The organism is Streptomyces sp. NPDC090798, from assembly GCF_044768965.1.
Taxonomy (GTDB): Bacteria; Actinomycetota; Actinomycetes; order Streptomycetales; family Streptomycetaceae; genus Streptomyces.
In genome coordinates this window covers 339,061-356,607 of sequence record NZ_JBIVXA010000009.1, presented here as the reverse complement: position 1 = coordinate 356,607, position 17,547 = coordinate 339,061, and the positions used below count along the sequence as shown (strand labels likewise).

Genomic DNA, 17,547 nt, shown 5'->3' with positions numbered 1-17,547 from the left:
TCAGGCCGGAACCCGTATCCCGGCGAGGTTCTCGATCATGCGGCGGGCGCTCGGGCCGACCACCCCGGCCCACTCGTCGGGGGAGCCGGTCAGCCAGCGCGCCACCAGGGTCGCGAAGCCGGGAACCTGACGGGCCAGCTCGACCAGGCCGCGGTCGAATCCGGTGGCTCCGGCCGGGGTGCGGACCAGGAGCAGGCCCGTGCGGTGCACCAGCTCACGGGTGGGTTCCTCGCCCCGGCGGGCCGCGCCGTCGGCGGCGGCCCGCAGCAGGGTGTCGAGGACGGCCGGGTCCTGCTCGTGCGCGAGCAGCAGGTCCAGCAGCTCGCGCCGCAACGGGCCGCAGTCCCGTCTGCCCGGCGCCGCCAGGACGGCCGCGAGAGCCGCCCGCACCGTAGCCGGACAGCCGACCAGCAGACCGGTGACCAGCGGGAAGAGGACGGATCGTGCCGCGGATCCGTGTTCGAGGCGCCGGTCGACGTACGCGGCCACGTGCGCGGCTGCATCGGGGCACAGCTCCACGACTTCCCTGACCAGCACGCCGACCCGGCGGGCGAGCGCGGGCGTCGTGACGTCGGCGAGCGTGCGCAGCGCCTCCGAGGTGTCCGCGCCCGGCTGTCGCAGCCGGACCCGAAAGGCTTCGAGCACCGGGTCGGGATGCGTGTTCAGGGCAGTGACCAGCGCGCTCGCGGGCAGCTGCGGATCGCCCGCGGCGAAGCGCTCCAGCGCCTGCGGCAGGTACCGGGCCCGCGTCCACGGGTCCCGTACGAGCAGGCCGAGCGCGCCGCCGTGCAGCGTGCAGTCGGCGGGGCGGGCGAGCAGGGTCAGCGCCGCGTAGCGCAGCAGCTCGCGGTCGGCCTCGGTGCGCACATGCGGCGCGGCGCGCAGCCCGTACGTCATCGCCGCCACCCGCCGGGCCGGCCGCTCGTCGTGCGCCCACCGGTCCACCGCCCTGCACACGGCCGAGGGCTCCTCCTCGGCGAGCGCGGCCAGCAACTCGTCCCCACGCCGGTGGGCGCGGTCGACCAGGGCCTCGGCGAGCTCGTCCAGGGCGCGCCGCCGGTGCGCGTAGAGCAGGGCCTGAGCGGCGGTCGCCACGGTCGCGTGGGGCGTCGCGGGCAGCGGCCGGTCGTCGTCGAACCAGGGGGTGAGGTGGGGTTGTACGGCGGTGGGGTCGGCGGCGAGGAGTCGGGCGACGGCGTCCAGGTAGCGCGGGGCCTCCGGGGGGCGGCGGCGGTGGGCGCCGGAGGCGGTGCGGGACGCCTCGGCCGGGCTCGCCTGTCGCGGTGCCCCGTCCACGACGACCAGGCGCCTGAGCAGATCGAACCGCTCCGACTCCGGCAGCGGCAGCGCCTCCCAGAAGGGGGGCCCGAACTCCGCCGGCACACCCCGGCCTTCGGTCCGCCACGCCACGATCCGTTCGGCGAGCAGCCGCAGCACCCTGACGTACGGGGTCGCGTCGGGCACGCGCACCAGGACGTCGGCCAGGAGGTGGGTGGCCCACCAGGTGCCGTCCCCGGTCGGGGTGCCGTCTCTGGCCGGGGCACCGTCTCTGGCCGGGGTGCCGTCGCCGGTCGGGGCGGACTCCTCCGTCAGCAGGTCGTCGACGGCCTCGACGAGGTCTTCGAGGCGGCGGGCCAGCGCACCGGCGCCCTGGTGCCGGGCCAGCAGGAGGAGGGCCTGCACGACGGGGCCGATGCGGTGGCGCGGGACGGGTACGGAACGGCTCTGGACGGAGGGGCGAGCGGGCGTCCGCTGGGCCGGTACCCGCTCGGTGCGCCAGGCTGCGCGGCGCTGGTGGACCAGGGCGTCCAGGGCCGGGTCCAGATCCAGGTGGGTGCCCTGGATCCAGTCGGCGAGCTCCTCGTGGGCGAACCGGTAGCCGCTCCCGGCGGGGACCAGGAGGCCCTCGGTGAGGACGGCGGAGGCCCAGCCGGTGGTACGGCCCGGGCGGCGTCCCGGGGCGGGCCCCCAGGGGAAGACGGCCTCGAAGGACACGCGGTCCAGCTGGCCCTGGCCGGGCCCAAGACAGCGCCGCGCGGCCTCGTGCACCTGGCCGGAGACCTGGGCGGCGAGCCTTCGCACGGCCGTGCCGCGCAGCCCGTTCGCCGCCGCGAGCCGGACCGCGACGCGCAGGCACATCAGGTCCAGATGGGCGGCGAAGACCTCGTCCCGGTCGAGTGGCCGGGTCGGCGCGTCAGGCAGCGCGGCGCGCACCTCCGCCAGCAGCCGCAGCGTCAGCGGATGCCGCGCGTCGGCGGCCACCAGCGCGTCCTCGGGGATCCCGGTCCGCGACCGGACCCGCCGCGCCTCCTCCTCGGTCAGCTCACCCAGCCGGACGCAGGGCGGAAGCGACGGCTCCGGGTCGGCGCCGGCCCGGTGCAGCGACTCCGCCGGGAACTGGGATCCGGCCTGCTCCCAGTACTCGGCGCGGCAGGCGACGACGAGCCGCGCGCCGCCGGCCCGCAGCCACTCGGCCGTGCCCGCGGTCCACTCGGGCAGCCGGTGGGCGAGGTCCGGCGGCATCTCCTCCGGTCCGTCGAGGAGCAGCAGCAGTGGCCGTCCGGCGGCCCTCGCCAGCCGGGCCAGCCGGTCGGGACCGATGTCGCCGAGCTCTCCGTCGTACCCGCCGGGCGGCAGCACCCCCGGCTCCCGGCGCGCCCCCTCCTCCGGGGCCGCCACGATCCGCCCCGCCCGCTCCAGCGCCCGGGTGGCCGCGTCGGCGACGGAGGTGTCCGTGGCGCGGAGGTCGGCGCCGCGCAGCCAGAGCGTGGGGGCCGGCTCGGGGTCGCGGGTGCGGCGGGCGGCGAGCGCCGCGAGTTCCGTCGTACGGCCGCTGCCGGGTGGGCCGACGAGTCCGAGGACGGCGGCCGGGCCGCGCTCGAAGGCCGCGAACTCCCTTACGACGGCGGCCCGTTCGACGGCGGCGGGCGCCGCGCCGCCGGTGCCCGCCGAGGTCGCGGCCCCGGGGCCGTCCGAGCCCAGCGAGGTCGCCGTGAGTTCGAGTACGCCTGCCGGATTGAGATCGGCCCCGTACACGGGGACGGTGGTGGCGTTGCGGTCGAGGAGTTCGGCGAGCGGGCCCGTGACGCCGGGGGTGCGCAGGAGGACAGCGAGACCCGCCGTCCGGTGCTCGGTGTGCAGCGCGGTGCCGAGCACCCCGATCACCGCCCCGGTCGAGGCGTCGAGGACCGGTCCCCCGGCCGCCCCGCCGCCCAGCCGGAGCGCGTCCGCGCCGGCCGTGCCGATCGCCAACTCCAGTGCCTCGTCGAGGAGATGGAAGCGATCGGTCGCCGTGTACGTCACGGTGGTGCTGCCCAGCACCCGGGCCTCGCGCCAGCCGCCCGCGGGGATCCTGACATACGTGCCGGTCCCGACCCTCTCGCGCACGGTGACGGGGAGCGGGTCGAGGCCGAGGCCCTCGGTGCGTACGAGCGCCAGATCGGTTTCGGGGAGGTGGGTCACGGCGTCGGCGGTCACCACACAGCTGCGGCCGCCGGGGGCGTGCAGCACGAGGCGAGCCAGACCGTCGACGGCCTCGTGGCTGGTGATCACCGTGCCGTGGTGGTCGGCGACGAAACCCGTGCCACGTGGACGTCCGGCCAGGTCGCAGACGCGCACCAGGCTCTCGTCCCGCGCGCGGCGGTCGTCGTCCGGTGTCTGCTCGTTCCCGGTCCGCGGGCCCCGTCCCGCCATGCTCGAACCTCCCCGCCGTGCTCCTTCTCCCGACGGTAGGCGCCAAATGATCAGCGGGACAGATCACGTGAGAAACGCGCCCCCTTCCGCTCCCTCGGTTCACTCCGAGCGCCTGCCCGAAGGGGTGAATAGGGCAGGGCGGATGGATACACCCTTGGGTGGGGGAACCGAGGGGGGACCGTGGAGCGGCGGGCACGAAACCCCGTGACCGCCGCTCCACGGACAGGTGCCCGAGCATGAACGGGCGTCGGCCTCAGCCGAACACGGCGAGGCTCTTCGCCTTGCCCTTCTCTTCCTCCACCAGCGCGAGGAACTGGCCCTCGGCGTCGAACACGGCCACCGCGCCGGCGCCGGCGTACTCCTCGGGGATCTCCAGGCGTACGCCGTTGAGCAGCAGCCTGGCCCGCCTGGCGTCCACGTCCCAGCGCGGGAACGCGGCCGCGGCGGCCTCGGCGACCGGCATCACGGTCAGCTCCTCCTGGAGCTGGTCGAGGGTGCGGGCGGAGTCGAGCTTGTACGGGCCGACGCGGGTGCGGCGCAGGGCGGTGAGGTGACCGCCGACGCCCAGGTCCGCGCCCAGGTCCCGGGCGAGCGCCCGGATGTACGTCCCGGACGAGCAGACCACGGAGACGACCAGGTCGAGCACCGGCGTGCCGTTCTCGGCCACGGCGTCCCGGATGTCGTACACCGCGAACGAGGAGACCGTCACCGGGCGGGCCGGGATCTCGAAGTCCTCGCCCTCGCGTGCCCGCTTGTACGAGCGCACGCCGTCGATCTTGATGGCGCTGACCTTGGACGGCACCTGCATGATCCGGCCGGTGAGCTTGGCGATCCCGGCGTCGACGGCCTCCCGGGTCACCCTGGAGGCGTCGGTGGACGAGGTGATGTCGCCCTCGGCGTCGTCCGTCAGCGTGTCCTGGCCGAGCCGGATGGTCCCCAGGTACTCCTTCTCGGTGAGCGCGAGGTGCCCCAGGAGCTTGGTCGCCTTCTCGACGCCGAGGACGAGCACGCCCGTCGCCATGGGGTCGAGAGTGCCGGCGTGTCCGACGCGGCGGGTCCTGGCGATCCCGCGCATCTTGGCGACCACGTCGTGCGAAGTGAAGCCCGACGGCTTGTCGACGATGACAAGCCCGTCGGGCGTCTTGGTCTTCTGCGTCATTCCGCGGCGTCGCCGTCCGTCTCGTCGTCCTCGCCCGGCTTCTTGTACGGGTCCGCGTCACCGGCGAAGGTGGCACCGGCCGAGACCTCGCGCACCTTCGCGTCCGAGGCCCGCGCCTTGTCGAGCAGGTCCTCGATCGTCTTGGCGGTGTCCGGCAGGGCGTCCGCGACGAAGGTCAGCGTCGGCGTGAACTTCACGCCCGCCGCCGCGCCGACCGCCGAGCGGAGCACGCCCTTGGCGCTCTCCAGGCCCGCGGCCGCGGCCGCGCGCTCCTCGTCGTCCCCGTAGACCGTGTAGAAGACGGTCGCCTCCCGGAGGTCCCCGGTGACCCGGGTGTCCGTGATGGTGACATGGGTGCCGAGCCGCGGGTCCTTGATCCCACGCTGCAGCTTCTGGGCCACCACCTCTCGGATGAGGTCCGCCAGCCTCTTGGCACGCGCGTTGTCGGCCACTGGTCCGTCTCCTTCTTCGCCTTGCTTGTTCCGTCAGTCTTCGTCTGTATGAAGTCTGCGCCGTACCGACAGCAGCTCCACCTCCGGTCGCGCCGCGACGAGCCGCTCGCACCGGTCCAGTACGTCGGTGAGGTGCTCGGTGTCTCCGGAGACCACCGCCAGGCCGATCTCGGCCCTGCGATGAAGGTCCTGGTTGCCCGTCTCCGCCACGCTCACCGCGTACTTCCGCTGGAGTTCAGCGACGATCGGCCGGACGAGAGAGCGTTTCTCCTTGAGCGAGTGCACATCGCCGAGGAGCAGATCGAAGGACAGCGTCCCCACATACATGTGTAACCGGATGTCCCGCCGGTACGGGGTAGATGGCCTGCCAAGGCACTTGGCAGGGACATCAGAACCGTACAACGAACCCCTGGCTCGCTCGACGGAGTTTCCGCCCCCGCACCGGTGGGGCCCGTTCGCGCAGTTCCCCGCGCCCCTGAAAAGGGGCACGGGGAACTGCGCGATCTTCCAAACGGCAAGCTGGCCGACGGTGAGTAGTCACCGTCGGCCAGCTCAAGCCACTGCGTTACGCCCGCGGCTTCTCGCGCATCTCGTACGTCGCGATGACGTCGTCGACCTTGATGTCGTTGAAGTTTCCGAGGTTGATACCACCCTCGAAGCCTTCGCGGATCTCGGTGACGTCGTCCTTGAAGCGACGCAGCCCGGAGATGTTGAGGTTCTCCGCGATGACCTTGCCGTCGCGGACGAGGCGCGCCTTGGTGTTGCGCTTGACCTCGCCCGAGCGGACCAGGACACCGGCGATGTTGCCCAGCTTGGACGACTTGAAGACCTCGCGGATCTCCGCCGTGCCGAGCTCGACCTCCTCGTACTCCGGCTTGAGCATGCCCTTGAGGGCCGCCTCGATCTCCTCGATGGCCTGGTAGATCACCGAGTAGTACCGGACGTCGACGCCCTCGCGCTCCGCCATCTGCGCCGCGCGGCCCGCAGCGCGGACGTTGAAGCCGATGACGATCGCGTCGGAGCCGGTCGCCAGGTTGATGTCCGACTCGGTGACCGCACCCACACCGCGGTGCAGGACACGGATGTCGACCTCGTCGCCGACGTCGAGCTGGAGCAGCGAGGACTCGAGAGCCTCCACCGAACCGGACGCGTCGCCCTTGATGATGAGGTTGAGTTCCTGCACCAGACCGGCCTTGAGGGCCTCGTCCAGGTTCTCCAGGGAGAACCGGACACCCCGGCGGGCGAAGTTGGCGTTGCGCTCACGCGCCGCGCGCTTCTCGGCGATCTGACGCGCCGTGCGGTCCTCGTCGACAACCAGGAAGTTGTCGCCGGCGCCCGGGACGTTGGTGAGACCGAGGACGAGGACCGGGGTCGAGGGACCCGCCTCTTCCACGTTCTCGCCCTTGTCGTCGAGCATCGCGCGGACACGGCCGTACGCGTCGCCGACCACCATGGTGTCGCCGACCCGCAGGGTGCCTCGCTGGACCAGGACGGTCGCGACGGCGCCGCGGCCACGGTCGAGGTGGGACTCGATCGCGATGCCCTGCGCGTCCTGCTCCGGGTTGGCCCGCAGGTCGAGCGAGGCGTCCGCGGTCAGGACCACGGCCTCCAGCAGCTCCTCGATGTTGAGGCCCTGCTTGGCGGAGATGTCGACGAACATCGTGTCGCCGCCGTACTCCTCGGCCACCAGACCGAACTCGGTGAGCTGACCGCGCACCTTGGTCGGGTCGGCACCCTCGACGTCGATCTTGTTGACCGCGACCACGATCGGCACGTCGGCCGCCTTGGCGTGGTTCAGCGCCTCGATCGTCTGGGGCATCACACCGTCGTTGGCCGCCACCACGAGGATCGCGATGTCGGTCGACTTCGCACCACGTGCACGCATGGCGGTGAACGCCTCGTGACCCGGGGTGTCGATGAAGGTGATCTTGCGCTCTTCTTCGTTGACCTGGGTCGTGACCTGGTACGCACCGATGTGCTGCGTGATACCGCCGGCCTCGCCCGCGACGACGTTCGTCTTGCGGATGGTGTCGAGGAGGCGGGTCTTACCGTGGTCGACGTGACCCATGACGGTCACGACCGGCGGACGCGCGACGAGGAACTCCTCGCCACCCTCGTCCTCGCCGAACTCGATGTCGAAGGACTCGAGCAGCTCGCGGTCCTCCTCCTCGGGGCTGACGATCTCGAGGACGAAGTTCATCTCGTCCGCGAGGAGCTTCAGCGTCTCGTCGGAGACGGACTGCGTGGCAGTGACCATCTCGCCGAGGTTCATCATCACGCCGACGAGCGACGCCGGGTTGGCGCCGATCTTCTCCGCGAAGTCGGTGAGGGACGCACCGCGCGACAGGCGGACGGACTGTCCGTTGCCGCGAGGCAGCATCACGCCGCCGACCGACGGGGCCTGCATGGCCTCGTACTCCTGGCGCCTCTGCCGCTTCGACTTGCGACCACGACGCGCCGGACCGCCGGGACGGCCGAACGCACCCTGCGTGCCACCACGGCCACCGGGACCACCCGGACGACCGCCGAAGCCGGGACGGCCACCGCCGCCACCGCCGGGACCACCGGGACGACCGGCGAAACCGCCGCCGCCACCGCCGGGACCAGCCGGACGACCGGCGAAGCCGCCACCGCCGCCACCGGGACGACCGGCGAAGCCGCCGCCGCCCGGACGACCGCCGCCGCCACCGGGACCACCGGGACGACCGCCGCCGCCACCGGGACCGCGGCCACCGGGGCCACCACCGGGACGGGGGCTGCCCGCAGCGGGACGCTGCGGCATCATGCCGGGGTTGGGACGGTTACCGGCGGGGCCACCGCCGGGACGCGGAGCGCCGCCCTGCGGACGAGGCATGCCGCCCGGAGTCGGACGGGCACCGCCCGGACCGCCCTGCGGGCGCGGAGCGCCGCCGGGACCGCCCTGGGGACGGGGACCACGGTCCTGACCCGCGCCCTGCGGACGCGGAGCGCCGCCGGGGCGGTCACCGCCGGGACGCGGGGCACCGCCCGGACGGGGCGCCTGCGGGCGCGCCATGCCGGTGGAGCCACCAGAGGTGAACGGGTTGTTGCCCGGACGCGGGCCGGCCGGACGAGCGCCGGGACGCGGGGCCTGGCCGCCGGGACGCGGGGCGCCCTGACGGTCGCCGCGCTCGGGACGGTCGCCACGACCCTGACCACCCTGGCCGGGACCACCGGCCGGACGGGCACCGCCGGGACGCGGGGCCTGGCCACCGGGACGCGGAGCGCCCGGACGGGGACCTGCGGCGGGAGCCGCGGGAGCCGACGGGGGCGCGGTGAACTCGGCCGCGACCGGAGCCGGAGCCGCCGGAGCGGGCTTCGGGGCGGGCTTGGGACCCGGGGTCGGGCGCGGACCCGGCGCAGCCGGAGTGACCGGAGCCGCCGGAGTGACCGGAGCAGCGGCGGGGCGCTCGGCCACGGCCGGCTTCGGGGCCGGCGGGCGCGGGGCGGCCGGACGGGCAGCCTGCGCCGGAGAGGGGGCACCCGGCTTCGCCGGGGCAGCCTTACGTGCGGGGGCGGGCTTGCCGCCACCGCTGCCCTGCTGGAGGGCGTCAGTCAGTTTGCGTACAACGGGCGCCTCGATCGTCGAGGACGCCGAACGGACGAATTCACCGAGCTCTTGGAGCTTGGCCATGACGACCTTGCTCTCAACCCCGAACTCCTTGGCGAGTTCGTATACCCGGACCTTAGCCACTTCGCTCCTTTTAGGTCCGGGTTGCGTCCGGACCGTCGCTACTTCATGGGCGTACTCATCGCGTGCTCATCGAGTGCTCATCGCAATCTCGACCTACTTCCAACTCGCGGGGTACCAGGGCCGCACGGGGGTTCCGTACGACGCTCCTTACGGTGTTACCTGCTCGACGTAGAGGCGCAACGCCGCTGTGTCGAGCGGTCCCGGGGCACGCAGCGCCCGTGGGAACGCCCGGCGGCGTACCGCCAGGTCGAAACAGACCAGGGCGGGGTGCACATAAGCGCCCCGGCCGGGCAGCGTACCGCGATGATCGGGGACGCATTCACCCTCGACCGCCACGATCCGCAGCAGATCAGTCTTGGCCGCTCGCTCCCGGCACCCCACACAGGTGCGTTCAGGGCATGCGCGGGCTCGCGTCCGGCCAGACACCCTTAAGTCTACCTCCCCGCACCGACCTCACCCCTTTGGGGCAGGAATCGAACACTTGCCGCGCGTATAACTGACGTGATCTAAGCCACTTGCGGCTCAGAACTATTCCCGGTGCTGGTCCGCGCCGCGCCGAGCGGTCTCGTCGGACGGCTGCTCGGTGTCCGGACGGATGTCGATGCGCCAGCCGGTGAGGCGGGCCGCGAGGCGGGCGTTCTGGCCCTCCTTGCCGATCGCCAGCGACAGCTGGTAGTCCGGGACGGTCACGCGCGCGGAGCGGGCCGCGAGGTCCACGACCTCGACCTTGGAGACGCGGGCCGGGGAGAGCGCGTTCGCCACCATCTCGGCCGGGTCGTCCGACCAGTCGACGATGTCGATCTTCTCGCCGTTCAGCTCGGCCATCACGTTGCGCACCCGGCCGCCCATGGGGCCGATGCAGGCGCCCTTGGCGTTCAGACCCGAACGGGTGGACCGGACGGCGATCTTCGTACGGTGACCGGCCTCGCGTGCGATCGCGGAGATCTCGACGGACCCGTCGGCGATCTCCGGAACCTCCAGTGCGAAGAGCTTCTTCACCAGATTGGGGTGCGTACGCGACAGGGTGACGGACGGACCGCGTACGCCCTTCGCCACCCGAACGACGTACGAGCGCAGCCTCAGCCCGTGCTGATACGTCTCTCCTGGGACCTGCTCCTGCACCGGCAGGATGGCCTCCAGCTTGCCGATGTCGACGAGCACGTTCTTGGGGTCGCGCCCCTGCTGTACGACACCCGTGACGATGTCGCCCTCACGCCCGGCGTACTCACCGAGCGTCGCGTCGTCCTCGGCGTCCCGCAGGCGCTGCAGGATGACCTGCTTGGCGGTGGTCGCGGCGATCCGGCCGAACCCCGACGGGGTGTCGTCGAACTCGCGTACCTCCTGCCCCTCCTCCAGGTCCTCGGGGTCCTCCTTCGCCCACACGGTCACATGGCCGGTCTCCCGGTCGAGCTTGACGCGCGCGTGGCGGCGGCTTCCCTCGGTGCGGTGGTAGGCGATGAGGAGGGCCGACTCGATCGCCTCGACCAGCAGGTCGAAGGAGATCTCCTTCTCCCGTACCAAGCCCCGCAGGGCACTCATGTCGATGTCCACGGCTACGCCTCCTCTGCGTTCTCTTCGTTCTTGTTCTTACGGTTGAACTCGACCTGGACGCGGGCCTTGGCGATGTCCTGGAAGGCGAGCCGCTTGGCGGTGGGCTTGCGCCCCTTCACGCCCGGCACCTCGACATCGACTCCTTCGTCGTCCACGTCGAGGATTCTCGCGACCAACTCGCCGTCGTCCTCCAGCTGGAACTTCACCAGGCGGTCTGTGGCGCGTACGTAGTGACGGTGCTCCTTGAGCTCGCGCTCGGCACCGGGGGTTCCGACCTCGAGGGTGTACTCGCCCTCGCCCATCGCGTCCGTCTCGTCGAGCTTCGCCGAGAGCGCGCGGCTCACATCGGCGATCGCGTCCAGATCAGCGCCTTCGTCCGAATCGACGACTACACGCAGCACTCGCTTGCGTCCGACCGAGTCCACTTCGACCTCTTCGAGGTCGAGTCCCTGAGAGCTGACGAGCGGTTCCAGCAGTACTCGCAGCCTCTCGCTCTGGGTGGTGCTCATCCGGGTGACTCCTCGGCCGCGTGTGCTGTTGTGGGTTGGTCGTGTGTCTGGTCAAAGGGTATCCGGTCGCAGAGGGTGTTGCCGTCCACCGTCCCTCGCCCCCGCCGCCCCTACCCGTCCCATCCCCCAGGGGCTCCGCCCCTTCAACCCCGAACCCCCACATCGGCCTGAACGGCCTCGTCCTCAAACGCCGGACGGGCTGAAGACGCGGGCCGGGGCTTTCAGGAGCGCGAGGAACCGCGCGACCAGCCCCCACCCGCCCGCAGCCGAAACGGCCCCACGCGGACGGGGATCCGGGGCGAAGTCCCCCGGCCCGGGGCGCGGGGACATCGCGCGACCAGCCCTCACCCGCCCGCGAGCCGAATGAACGCCCGACGGGCCTGGGGCTGGGTCGTGGTGGCGAGCCCCTGGGGGGTGATCGGGTGGGGCACGGGTACCGTGATCACGGGCGTGCCGCCCTCCCTTTCGTACGAGCCTTCCGAGGACGTCTGCCGTGCCGTTCACCCTGCCGCCGCGCACCCCCTCGGGGCCGCGCCGAAGGAGCCTGCTCGCCTCCGCCGCGGGCGCCTTCGTGCTCGTGGGCTGTACCGCCCCCGAGCCGTCCACCGACACCACGGTCGCGACTCCCTCGGCCGCGGACCGCGCCCGCGCGCGTGCGGCCCGCGACAGCGAGTCGCTCGCGGCACGCTACGCCGCCGTGATCACCGCCCATCCCCCACTGGCGGCCCGGCTGAAGCCACTGCGGACGGAGGTCGAACGGCACGCGAAGGCGTTCGGGGGCAGCGCAACCGCCGGCAGCCGGCCCTCCGCCTCCGGCTCACCGTCGGCTTCCGCCCCGGCGCACCCCAGCCCCTCCCCCACCGTGCCCGCCCAGGCGAAGGACGCCCTCGCCGACCTCGCCGCCGCCGAACGCACCTTGGCCGAGCAGCGGACGAAGACCCTGCTGACGGTCCCGGGCGAGCTGGCCAGGCTGCTCGCCTCGGTGGCCGCGGCCGGCGCCGCACACGCGTTCCTGCTGACGGAGGGTGCCAAGTGAGCACGACCGAGGACACAAACAGCACCAAGGGAGCCAAACAAGCCGAACTCGGCGCGTTGCAGGCCGCACTCGCCGCAGAGCACGCCGTCGTCTACGGGTACGGAGTCGTCGGCGGCAGGATCGACGAGAAGCGCCGGGCCGAGGCCCGGTCGGCGTACGACGCCCATCGGGCGCGGCGCGACGAACTCGCGCGCGCCGTACGGGACCTGGGCGGCAGGCCGGAGGTCTCCGCGGCGGCGTACGCGCTGCCGTTCGCCGTGCAGGACTCCGCCGCGGCCGTACAGCTCGCGGCCGACTTGGAGGAACGCGTGGCCGGGGCGTACTCCGACCTCGTACGCGCCTCCTCGGGCGATCGGCGGCGCACGGCCGCCGAGGCGCTGCGGGAGGCGGCGGTGCGGGCGGTGCGCTGGCGCGGGGAGAGCGTAGCCTTCCCTGGTCTCGCCGAGCGGGCGGCCCCCTCGGCCACCCCTGCCGCGGCGACGCCGTCACCCTCGTGACGCGCCCCTGACGACCCGGACGAGACGACCTGGACGACCAGGACGACTTGGACGACCAGGACGACTTGGACCAGCTGGAAAGGAACACCTCGCGCAATGGACTCGCGCATGGCCTTCGAACCGCCGCGGCGCCTGGTACGGGCACTCGGCGAGACGCAGCGGAGCGGGTCCAACGGCTCCGGCGGGTCCGACGGGACGGGCGAGTGGCTGGACAAGCTGCCCGTGCTGGCGCAACAGGCGGTCGATCTACGCGAGTTGACCGTGGAGCGGGTGCAGGCACCCGGCGGCCGCAGCAGCCTTGTCCTGCTCGTCCGGCAGGCCGACGGGACGCCCGCCGTGCTGAAGCTGGCGCCGCCGCGGGCCCGTCCGGAGAGCGAGCGGGCCGCGCTCGCCCACTGGGACGGACGGGGCGCCGTACAGCTCCTCAACCCCGCCGACGCACAGGGCGACACCCACGGCGTCCTGTTGTTGGAGCGCTTGCGTCCCGATCTGTCCGTGCGTTCGCTGCCGGAGGCGAAGGCCCTGCTGGAGGCGGCCGGGACGCTGCGGCGGCTGTGGGTCGAACCGCCCGCCACCCACGTCTTCGAGACCGTCGCCGAGCGGACCGGGCGGCAGGCCGAGGCGATGCGGGCGGCGGCGAGCGCCGACACCGAGGTCGCGCCACTGGTCGACGCGGCGCTCGCGGCCCGCGAGGAGCTCCTCGCCGGCCCGCCCGAGGAGCGGCTGCTGCACGGCACCTTCCGGCAGAGCAAGGTGCTCGCCGGTGAGCGCATGCCCTGGCTGGCCGTGGGCCCGGACCCGGTGGTCGGCGAGTGCGCCTTCGACCTGGCCCGGCTGGTCCGGGACCGGGTGGAGGACCTGATCGCGTCCCCCTCGGGGGCGTCGATCACACGGCGCCGGGTGAAGCGGCTCGCCGAGTCCCTGGAGGTGGACCAGGAGCGGCTGCGGGGCTGGACGCTGTTCCGGGCGGTCGAGTCCGGCGTACGGGCGGGGCGGGTCGGGCGTCCGCAGGACGCTGAGCTGCTGCTGGAGTTCGCGGGCTGGCTCTGACCGCCGCCGCGGCGGCCACCCGCTGGCTGCCTGTTCATGGCTGCTCCCCTCCGGATGACGCTCTGTCACGTCCCACGGTCGGGGAGCAGCCTGGGAGAAGTCCGTGAGGCACCCGTACGCCTCGGAAGAAGTCTCCGGGGGAGACGCCTTTAGTTACAGACTTCAAGCACTTCCGCTACTCGGCCGGTTCTGCTACTCGGCCGCCAGGCGGGCGATCGCCTCGTCCACGGTCAGCTCCTCGCGCTCGCCGGTGCGGCGGTCCTTCAGCTCGAGGACGCCCTCGGCCGAGCGGCGCCCGGCCACCAGGATCTTCGGTACGCCGATGAGCTCGGCGTCCGTGAACTTCACGCCCGGGGAGACCCCCGCGCGGTCGTCCACGAGGACGCGTACGCCCGCCGCGCCCAGCTTTTCCGACACGTCGAGGGCCAGCTCGGTCTGCAGGGCCTTGCCGGCGGCGACGACGTGGACGTCGGCGGGAGCGATCTCCTTGGGCCAGCACAGCCCCTGCTCGTCGGCCGACTGCTCGGCGAGCGCCGCGACCGCGCGGGAGACACCGATGCCGTACGAGCCCATGGTCACGCGGACCGGCTTGCCCTGCTGGCCGAGGACGTCGAGCTGGAAGGTGTCGGCGTACTTGCGGCCGAGCTGGAAGATGTGGCCGATCTCGATGGCGCGGTCCAGCTTGAGGCCGGTGCCGCACTTGGGGCACGGGTCGCCCTCTTCCACCACGACGACGTCCAGGTAGTCGTCGACCTCGAAGTCGCGGCCGGCGACGACGTTCTTCGCGTGCGTGTTGACCTTGTTGGCGCCGGTGATCCAGGCCGTGCCGGGGGCCACCCGCGGGTCGGCGATGTAGCGGACCTTCTCCAGGCCCTGCGGGCCGACGTAGCCGCGGACGAGGTCGCCGCGGCCCTCGAAGTCCTCGGCGGTGACGAGTTCGACGACGGCGGGGGCGAGGTGCTCGCCCAGCTTGCCGAGGTCGACCTCGCGGTTGCCGGGGACGCCTACGGCGACGATCTCGCCGTCGATCTTGACCAGGAGGTTCTTGAGGGTGGCGGAGGCCGGGACGCCGAGGTGCTCGGCGAGCGTCTCGATGGTGGGGGTGTCGGGGGTGTCCAGCTCCTCGACCGGGCCGACGCCGGAACCGTCCACCGGCTTCAGGGCGAAGGTGACGGCCTCCGTGTTGGCCGCGTAGTCGCAGGACGGGCAGTCCACGAAGGTGTCCTCACCGGCCGCGGCGGGCGCGAGGAACTCCTCCGACGCCGAGCCGCCCATGGCGCCCGAGACGGCCGACACGATGCGGTAGTCCAGGCCCAGGCGGGCGAAGATCTTCTGGTAGGCGGCGCGGTGCAGCGCGTACGACTCCGCGAGGCCCTCGTCCGTCGTGTCGAAGGAGTAGGAGTCCTTCATCTGGAACTCGCGGCCGCGCAGCACACCGGAGCGCGGGCGGGCCTCGTCGCGGTACTTCGTCTGGATCTGGTACAGCATGACCGGCAGGTCCTTGTAGGACGCGACCTGGTCCTTCACGACGAGCGTGAAGATCTCCTCGTGGGTCGGGCCGAGCAGGTACTCGCCGCCCTTGCGGTCCTTCAGGCGGAAGAGGAGGTCGCCGTACTCCTCCCAGCGGGCGGAGGCCTCGTAGGGCTCCTTGGGCAGCAGGGCCGGCAGGAGGACCTCCTGCGCCCCGATGGCGTCCATCTCCTCGCGTACGACCCGGGAGATGTTGTCGAGGACCTTCTTGCCGAGCGGCAGCCAGGTCCAGATGCCGGCGGAGTTGCGGCGCACGTAGCCGGCGCGGACGAGCAGCTTGTGGCTGAGCGTCTCGGCGTCCGCCGGGTCGTCACGCAGTGTCTTGACCATCAAACGGGACATGCGCTGGACCTGGGCCATGGTTCTCGACTCCTGCTGCGTAAGGGTGATGGCTAGGAGGTTAGCCGGGCGGCCCATCCCGGTGGAAATCGGTTGGCGCCCGGGTCTGCCCTCCGGCCGGGCGCTCAGCGCCTGCGCAGAGGCAGCGGGGCTCCCATGACGGCGTACGGCTTGGGTGCGCTGGGGAAGAGAACCTGCCGCGCGAGGTCCTCGTACCCGAGCGAGCGGTACAGGCCGCGGGCCGGGCTGTCGGTGTCGATGGCGGAGAGGATCGAGCGGGGTTCGGTGGCGCTGTCCGTGATGCCGGTGATCAGGTTCCGGCCCACGCCGTGGTTCTGGTAGTGCGGGTGGACGTGCAGCTCGGTGATCACGAAGGAGTGGTCGAGCCAGGCGTCGCGTCCCTGGGCGCGCAGATACGGTTCCACGACGGTGGACCACCAGTGGGTGCGGTCGTTGGGCATGCCGTAGACGAAGCCGACGAGCCGTCCGTCGACCGTCGTCGCGCCGAGTGCGCGGGCTCCTGGATAGGTGAGGTGACGCAGCACGATCTGACGGCGTACGGCGATCTCGTCGGCGCCGAGCCCGAAGGCGAGGGCCTGCACGGCGAGCGCCTCGTCGACGCGCGCCGCGAGATCCAGCGGGCCGACGACCACGTCGTCGGGGTTGCGGGGGCCCTGACCGGGAAAGCGCAGCATGCCGGGGAGACTACCGGGGCGCTTAGCCGGATTGCGCCGGGACTACGGGAGGTTGTGTCCGGTGCGGCCCGGTCGGGGGCCGATCGGGAGTCGGCGTGGGGCCGGTCGAGGGCCGGTCTGAGGTCGGTCGAGGAGTTCCCCGGGCCCCTGCGAGCGCGACAGGGCCTAGAACAGCACGCTCATGAACGCGCCGACCTCCTGGAAGCCGACACGGTGGTACGTCGCCCGGGCCGGGGTGTTGAAGTCGTTGACGTAGAGGCTGACGAGCGGGGCGACGTCGGCGAGGGCGTAGCGCATGACGGCCGCCATGCCCGGGGCCGCCAGCCCCTGTCCCCGGTACTCGGGGGCGACCCACACCCCCTGGACCTGGCAGGCCTGCCGGGTGGCGGCGCCGATCTCCGCCTTGAAGACGACCTTGCCGTTCTGGTCGAGACGGGCGAACGAGCGGCCGGTGCCGACGAGTTCGGCCACCCGCGCCTGGTAGAGCAGGCCGCCGTCACCGGCGAGCGGTGAGACGCCCACCTCCTCGGTGAACATCGCCACACACGCCGGCATGATCGTTTCCATCTCGTCCTTGCGGATGCGGCGGACGTACGGATCCGGGGCGATGTCGGCGGGGAGCCGGTCGGTGACCATCAGGGGCTGGTGGGCGCGGACCTCGCGGGCCGGGCCCCAGCTGGGTTCGAGCAGCCGCCACAGCTGGGCGGTGGCCTCGACGGGGCCGACGATCGAGGAGCAGCGGCGGCCGGCTCTTCTCGCCCGGTCGGCGAAGCCGCGGACGGCGCGGGGGGTGGCGCAGATCGGGACCAGGTTGGCGCCCGCGTAGCAGAGGGACCGCAGCATGCCGTCCTCGTACCAGCCCCACATCTCGCCGCCGAGCCGCCAGGGGTCGAGGCCCGCGACCTGTACCCGGGACGCGACGAATGCGTTCGCGACCGGGTCGCGGTCGAGGACGGCGAGCGCGGCGTCCAGGTCACTCGGTTCGAGGACCCTGGTGGTGGTCTGGGTCAACACGTGCGGGGGCCTCACCATACGGTCTGCTGATCTCCGCACTGTACCTGGCGAGGTTGTGCCTCGCCGCCCCTTGTACCGGCCGGGCTTCGGCCGCGGGCCGGTGGGCACGGTTCGCGCAGTTCCCCGGGCCCCTGGCCCGGGGCTCCGCCCCTGATCCCCGCTCGTCCGGGGTCGTTTGTCTGCGGGCGGGCGGGGGCCGGTCGCGCAGTTCCTCGCGCCCCTGGGGCGGGGCTACGCCCCGAATACCCCGCCCGCCCGAAGTTGATAGTCCGCGAGTGCGTGAGGGCCGGGCGCGCAGTTCCCCGCGCCC

14 protein-coding genes are annotated in these 17,547 nt (G+C 72.7%); 3 read left to right on the top strand and 11 right to left on the bottom strand.

The annotated features are described in order from the left end of the window. From ACIQTP_RS21980 to rimP, 8 genes are all read right to left on the bottom strand, one after another. Positions 1–3,693, bottom strand: a complete 3,693-nt coding sequence (locus ACIQTP_RS21980; RefSeq protein WP_403401953.1) for a trypsin-like peptidase domain-containing protein — start codon at positions 3,691–3,693, stop codon at positions 1–3. A gap of 253 nt (positions 3,694–3,946) precedes the next feature. Further along, the gene (gene truB, locus ACIQTP_RS21975; RefSeq protein ID WP_403401951.1) at positions 3,947–4,852 is read right to left on the bottom strand and encodes a tRNA pseudouridine(55) synthase TruB; all 906 of its coding nucleotides are present in this window, start codon (positions 4,850–4,852) and stop codon (positions 3,947–3,949) included. Further along, positions 4,849–5,304 (bottom strand): 30S ribosome-binding factor RbfA, encoded by a 456-nt coding sequence (rbfA, locus tag ACIQTP_RS21970; RefSeq protein ID WP_054232827.1) that lies wholly within the window; start codon positions 5,302–5,304, stop codon positions 4,849–4,851. Before rbfA ends, truB begins: the two co-directional genes overlap by 4 nt. A gap of 33 nt (positions 5,305–5,337) precedes the next feature. After that, positions 5,338–5,631, bottom strand: coding sequence for a DUF503 domain-containing protein (locus ACIQTP_RS21965; RefSeq protein ID WP_402049817.1), 294 nt, complete (start codon positions 5,629–5,631; stop codon positions 5,338–5,340). Between the two features lie 238 nt (positions 5,632–5,869). Beyond that, the gene (gene infB / locus ACIQTP_RS21960; protein WP_402049814.1) at positions 5,870–9,016 is read right to left on the bottom strand and encodes a translation initiation factor IF-2; all 3,147 of its coding nucleotides are present in this window, start codon (positions 9,014–9,016) and stop codon (positions 5,870–5,872) included. Positions 9,017–9,163: 147 nt separating this feature from the next. Further along, complete coding sequence (locus ACIQTP_RS21955) at positions 9,164–9,442, bottom strand: YlxR family protein (protein WP_403401949.1); 279 nt, start codon at positions 9,440–9,442, stop codon at positions 9,164–9,166. Positions 9,443–9,544: 102 nt separating this feature from the next. Next, positions 9,545–10,567, bottom strand: a complete 1,023-nt coding sequence (nusA, locus tag ACIQTP_RS21950; RefSeq protein ID WP_101400981.1) for a transcription termination factor NusA — start codon at positions 10,565–10,567, stop codon at positions 9,545–9,547. Between the two features lie 2 nt (positions 10,568–10,569). After that, entirely contained in the window at positions 10,570–11,076 is a 507-nt protein-coding gene (gene rimP, locus ACIQTP_RS21945) for a ribosome maturation factor RimP (RefSeq protein ID WP_403401947.1), read from the bottom strand. Between the two features lie 493 nt (positions 11,077–11,569). Between rimP and ACIQTP_RS21940 the strand changes: the two genes are divergently transcribed. The 3 genes from ACIQTP_RS21940 to ACIQTP_RS21930 all read left to right on the top strand — a co-directional run bounded on the left by ACIQTP_RS21940 (position 11,570) and on the right by ACIQTP_RS21930 (position 13,659). Then, the gene (locus ACIQTP_RS21940) at positions 11,570–12,112 is read left to right on the top strand and encodes a hypothetical protein (RefSeq protein WP_403401945.1); all 543 of its coding nucleotides are present in this window, start codon (positions 11,570–11,572) and stop codon (positions 12,110–12,112) included. After that, positions 12,109–12,609 (top strand): ferritin-like domain-containing protein, encoded by a 501-nt coding sequence (locus ACIQTP_RS21935; RefSeq protein WP_403401943.1) that lies wholly within the window; start codon positions 12,109–12,111, stop codon positions 12,607–12,609. The genes ACIQTP_RS21940 and ACIQTP_RS21935 overlap by 4 nt, the downstream gene beginning before the upstream one ends. 108 nt (positions 12,610–12,717) lie before the next feature. Further along, positions 12,718–13,659: an aminoglycoside phosphotransferase family protein gene (locus ACIQTP_RS21930; protein WP_403402031.1), complete on the top strand. Its 942-nt coding sequence runs from the start codon at positions 12,718–12,720 to the stop codon at positions 13,657–13,659. Between the two features lie 192 nt (positions 13,660–13,851). Here the strand turns inward: ACIQTP_RS21930 and ACIQTP_RS21925 are convergent, their stop codons facing one another. The 3 genes from ACIQTP_RS21925 to ACIQTP_RS21915 form a co-directional block, all read right to left on the bottom strand. Continuing rightward, positions 13,852–15,549 carry a proline--tRNA ligase gene (locus tag ACIQTP_RS21925; protein ID WP_402049798.1) on the bottom strand — a complete coding sequence of 566 codons (1,698 nt, stop codon included), beginning with the start codon at positions 15,547–15,549 and terminating at the stop codon, positions 13,852–13,854. Positions 15,550–15,653: 104 nt separating this feature from the next. Beyond that, entirely contained in the window at positions 15,654–16,223 is a 570-nt protein-coding gene (locus ACIQTP_RS21920) for a GNAT family N-acetyltransferase (RefSeq protein WP_402049795.1), read from the bottom strand. 165 nt (positions 16,224–16,388) lie between these two features. Next, the gene (locus ACIQTP_RS21915; protein ID WP_099920390.1) at positions 16,389–17,237 is read right to left on the bottom strand and encodes a GNAT family N-acetyltransferase; all 849 of its coding nucleotides are present in this window, start codon (positions 17,235–17,237) and stop codon (positions 16,389–16,391) included. Between the last annotated feature and the right edge of the window lie 310 nt (positions 17,238–17,547).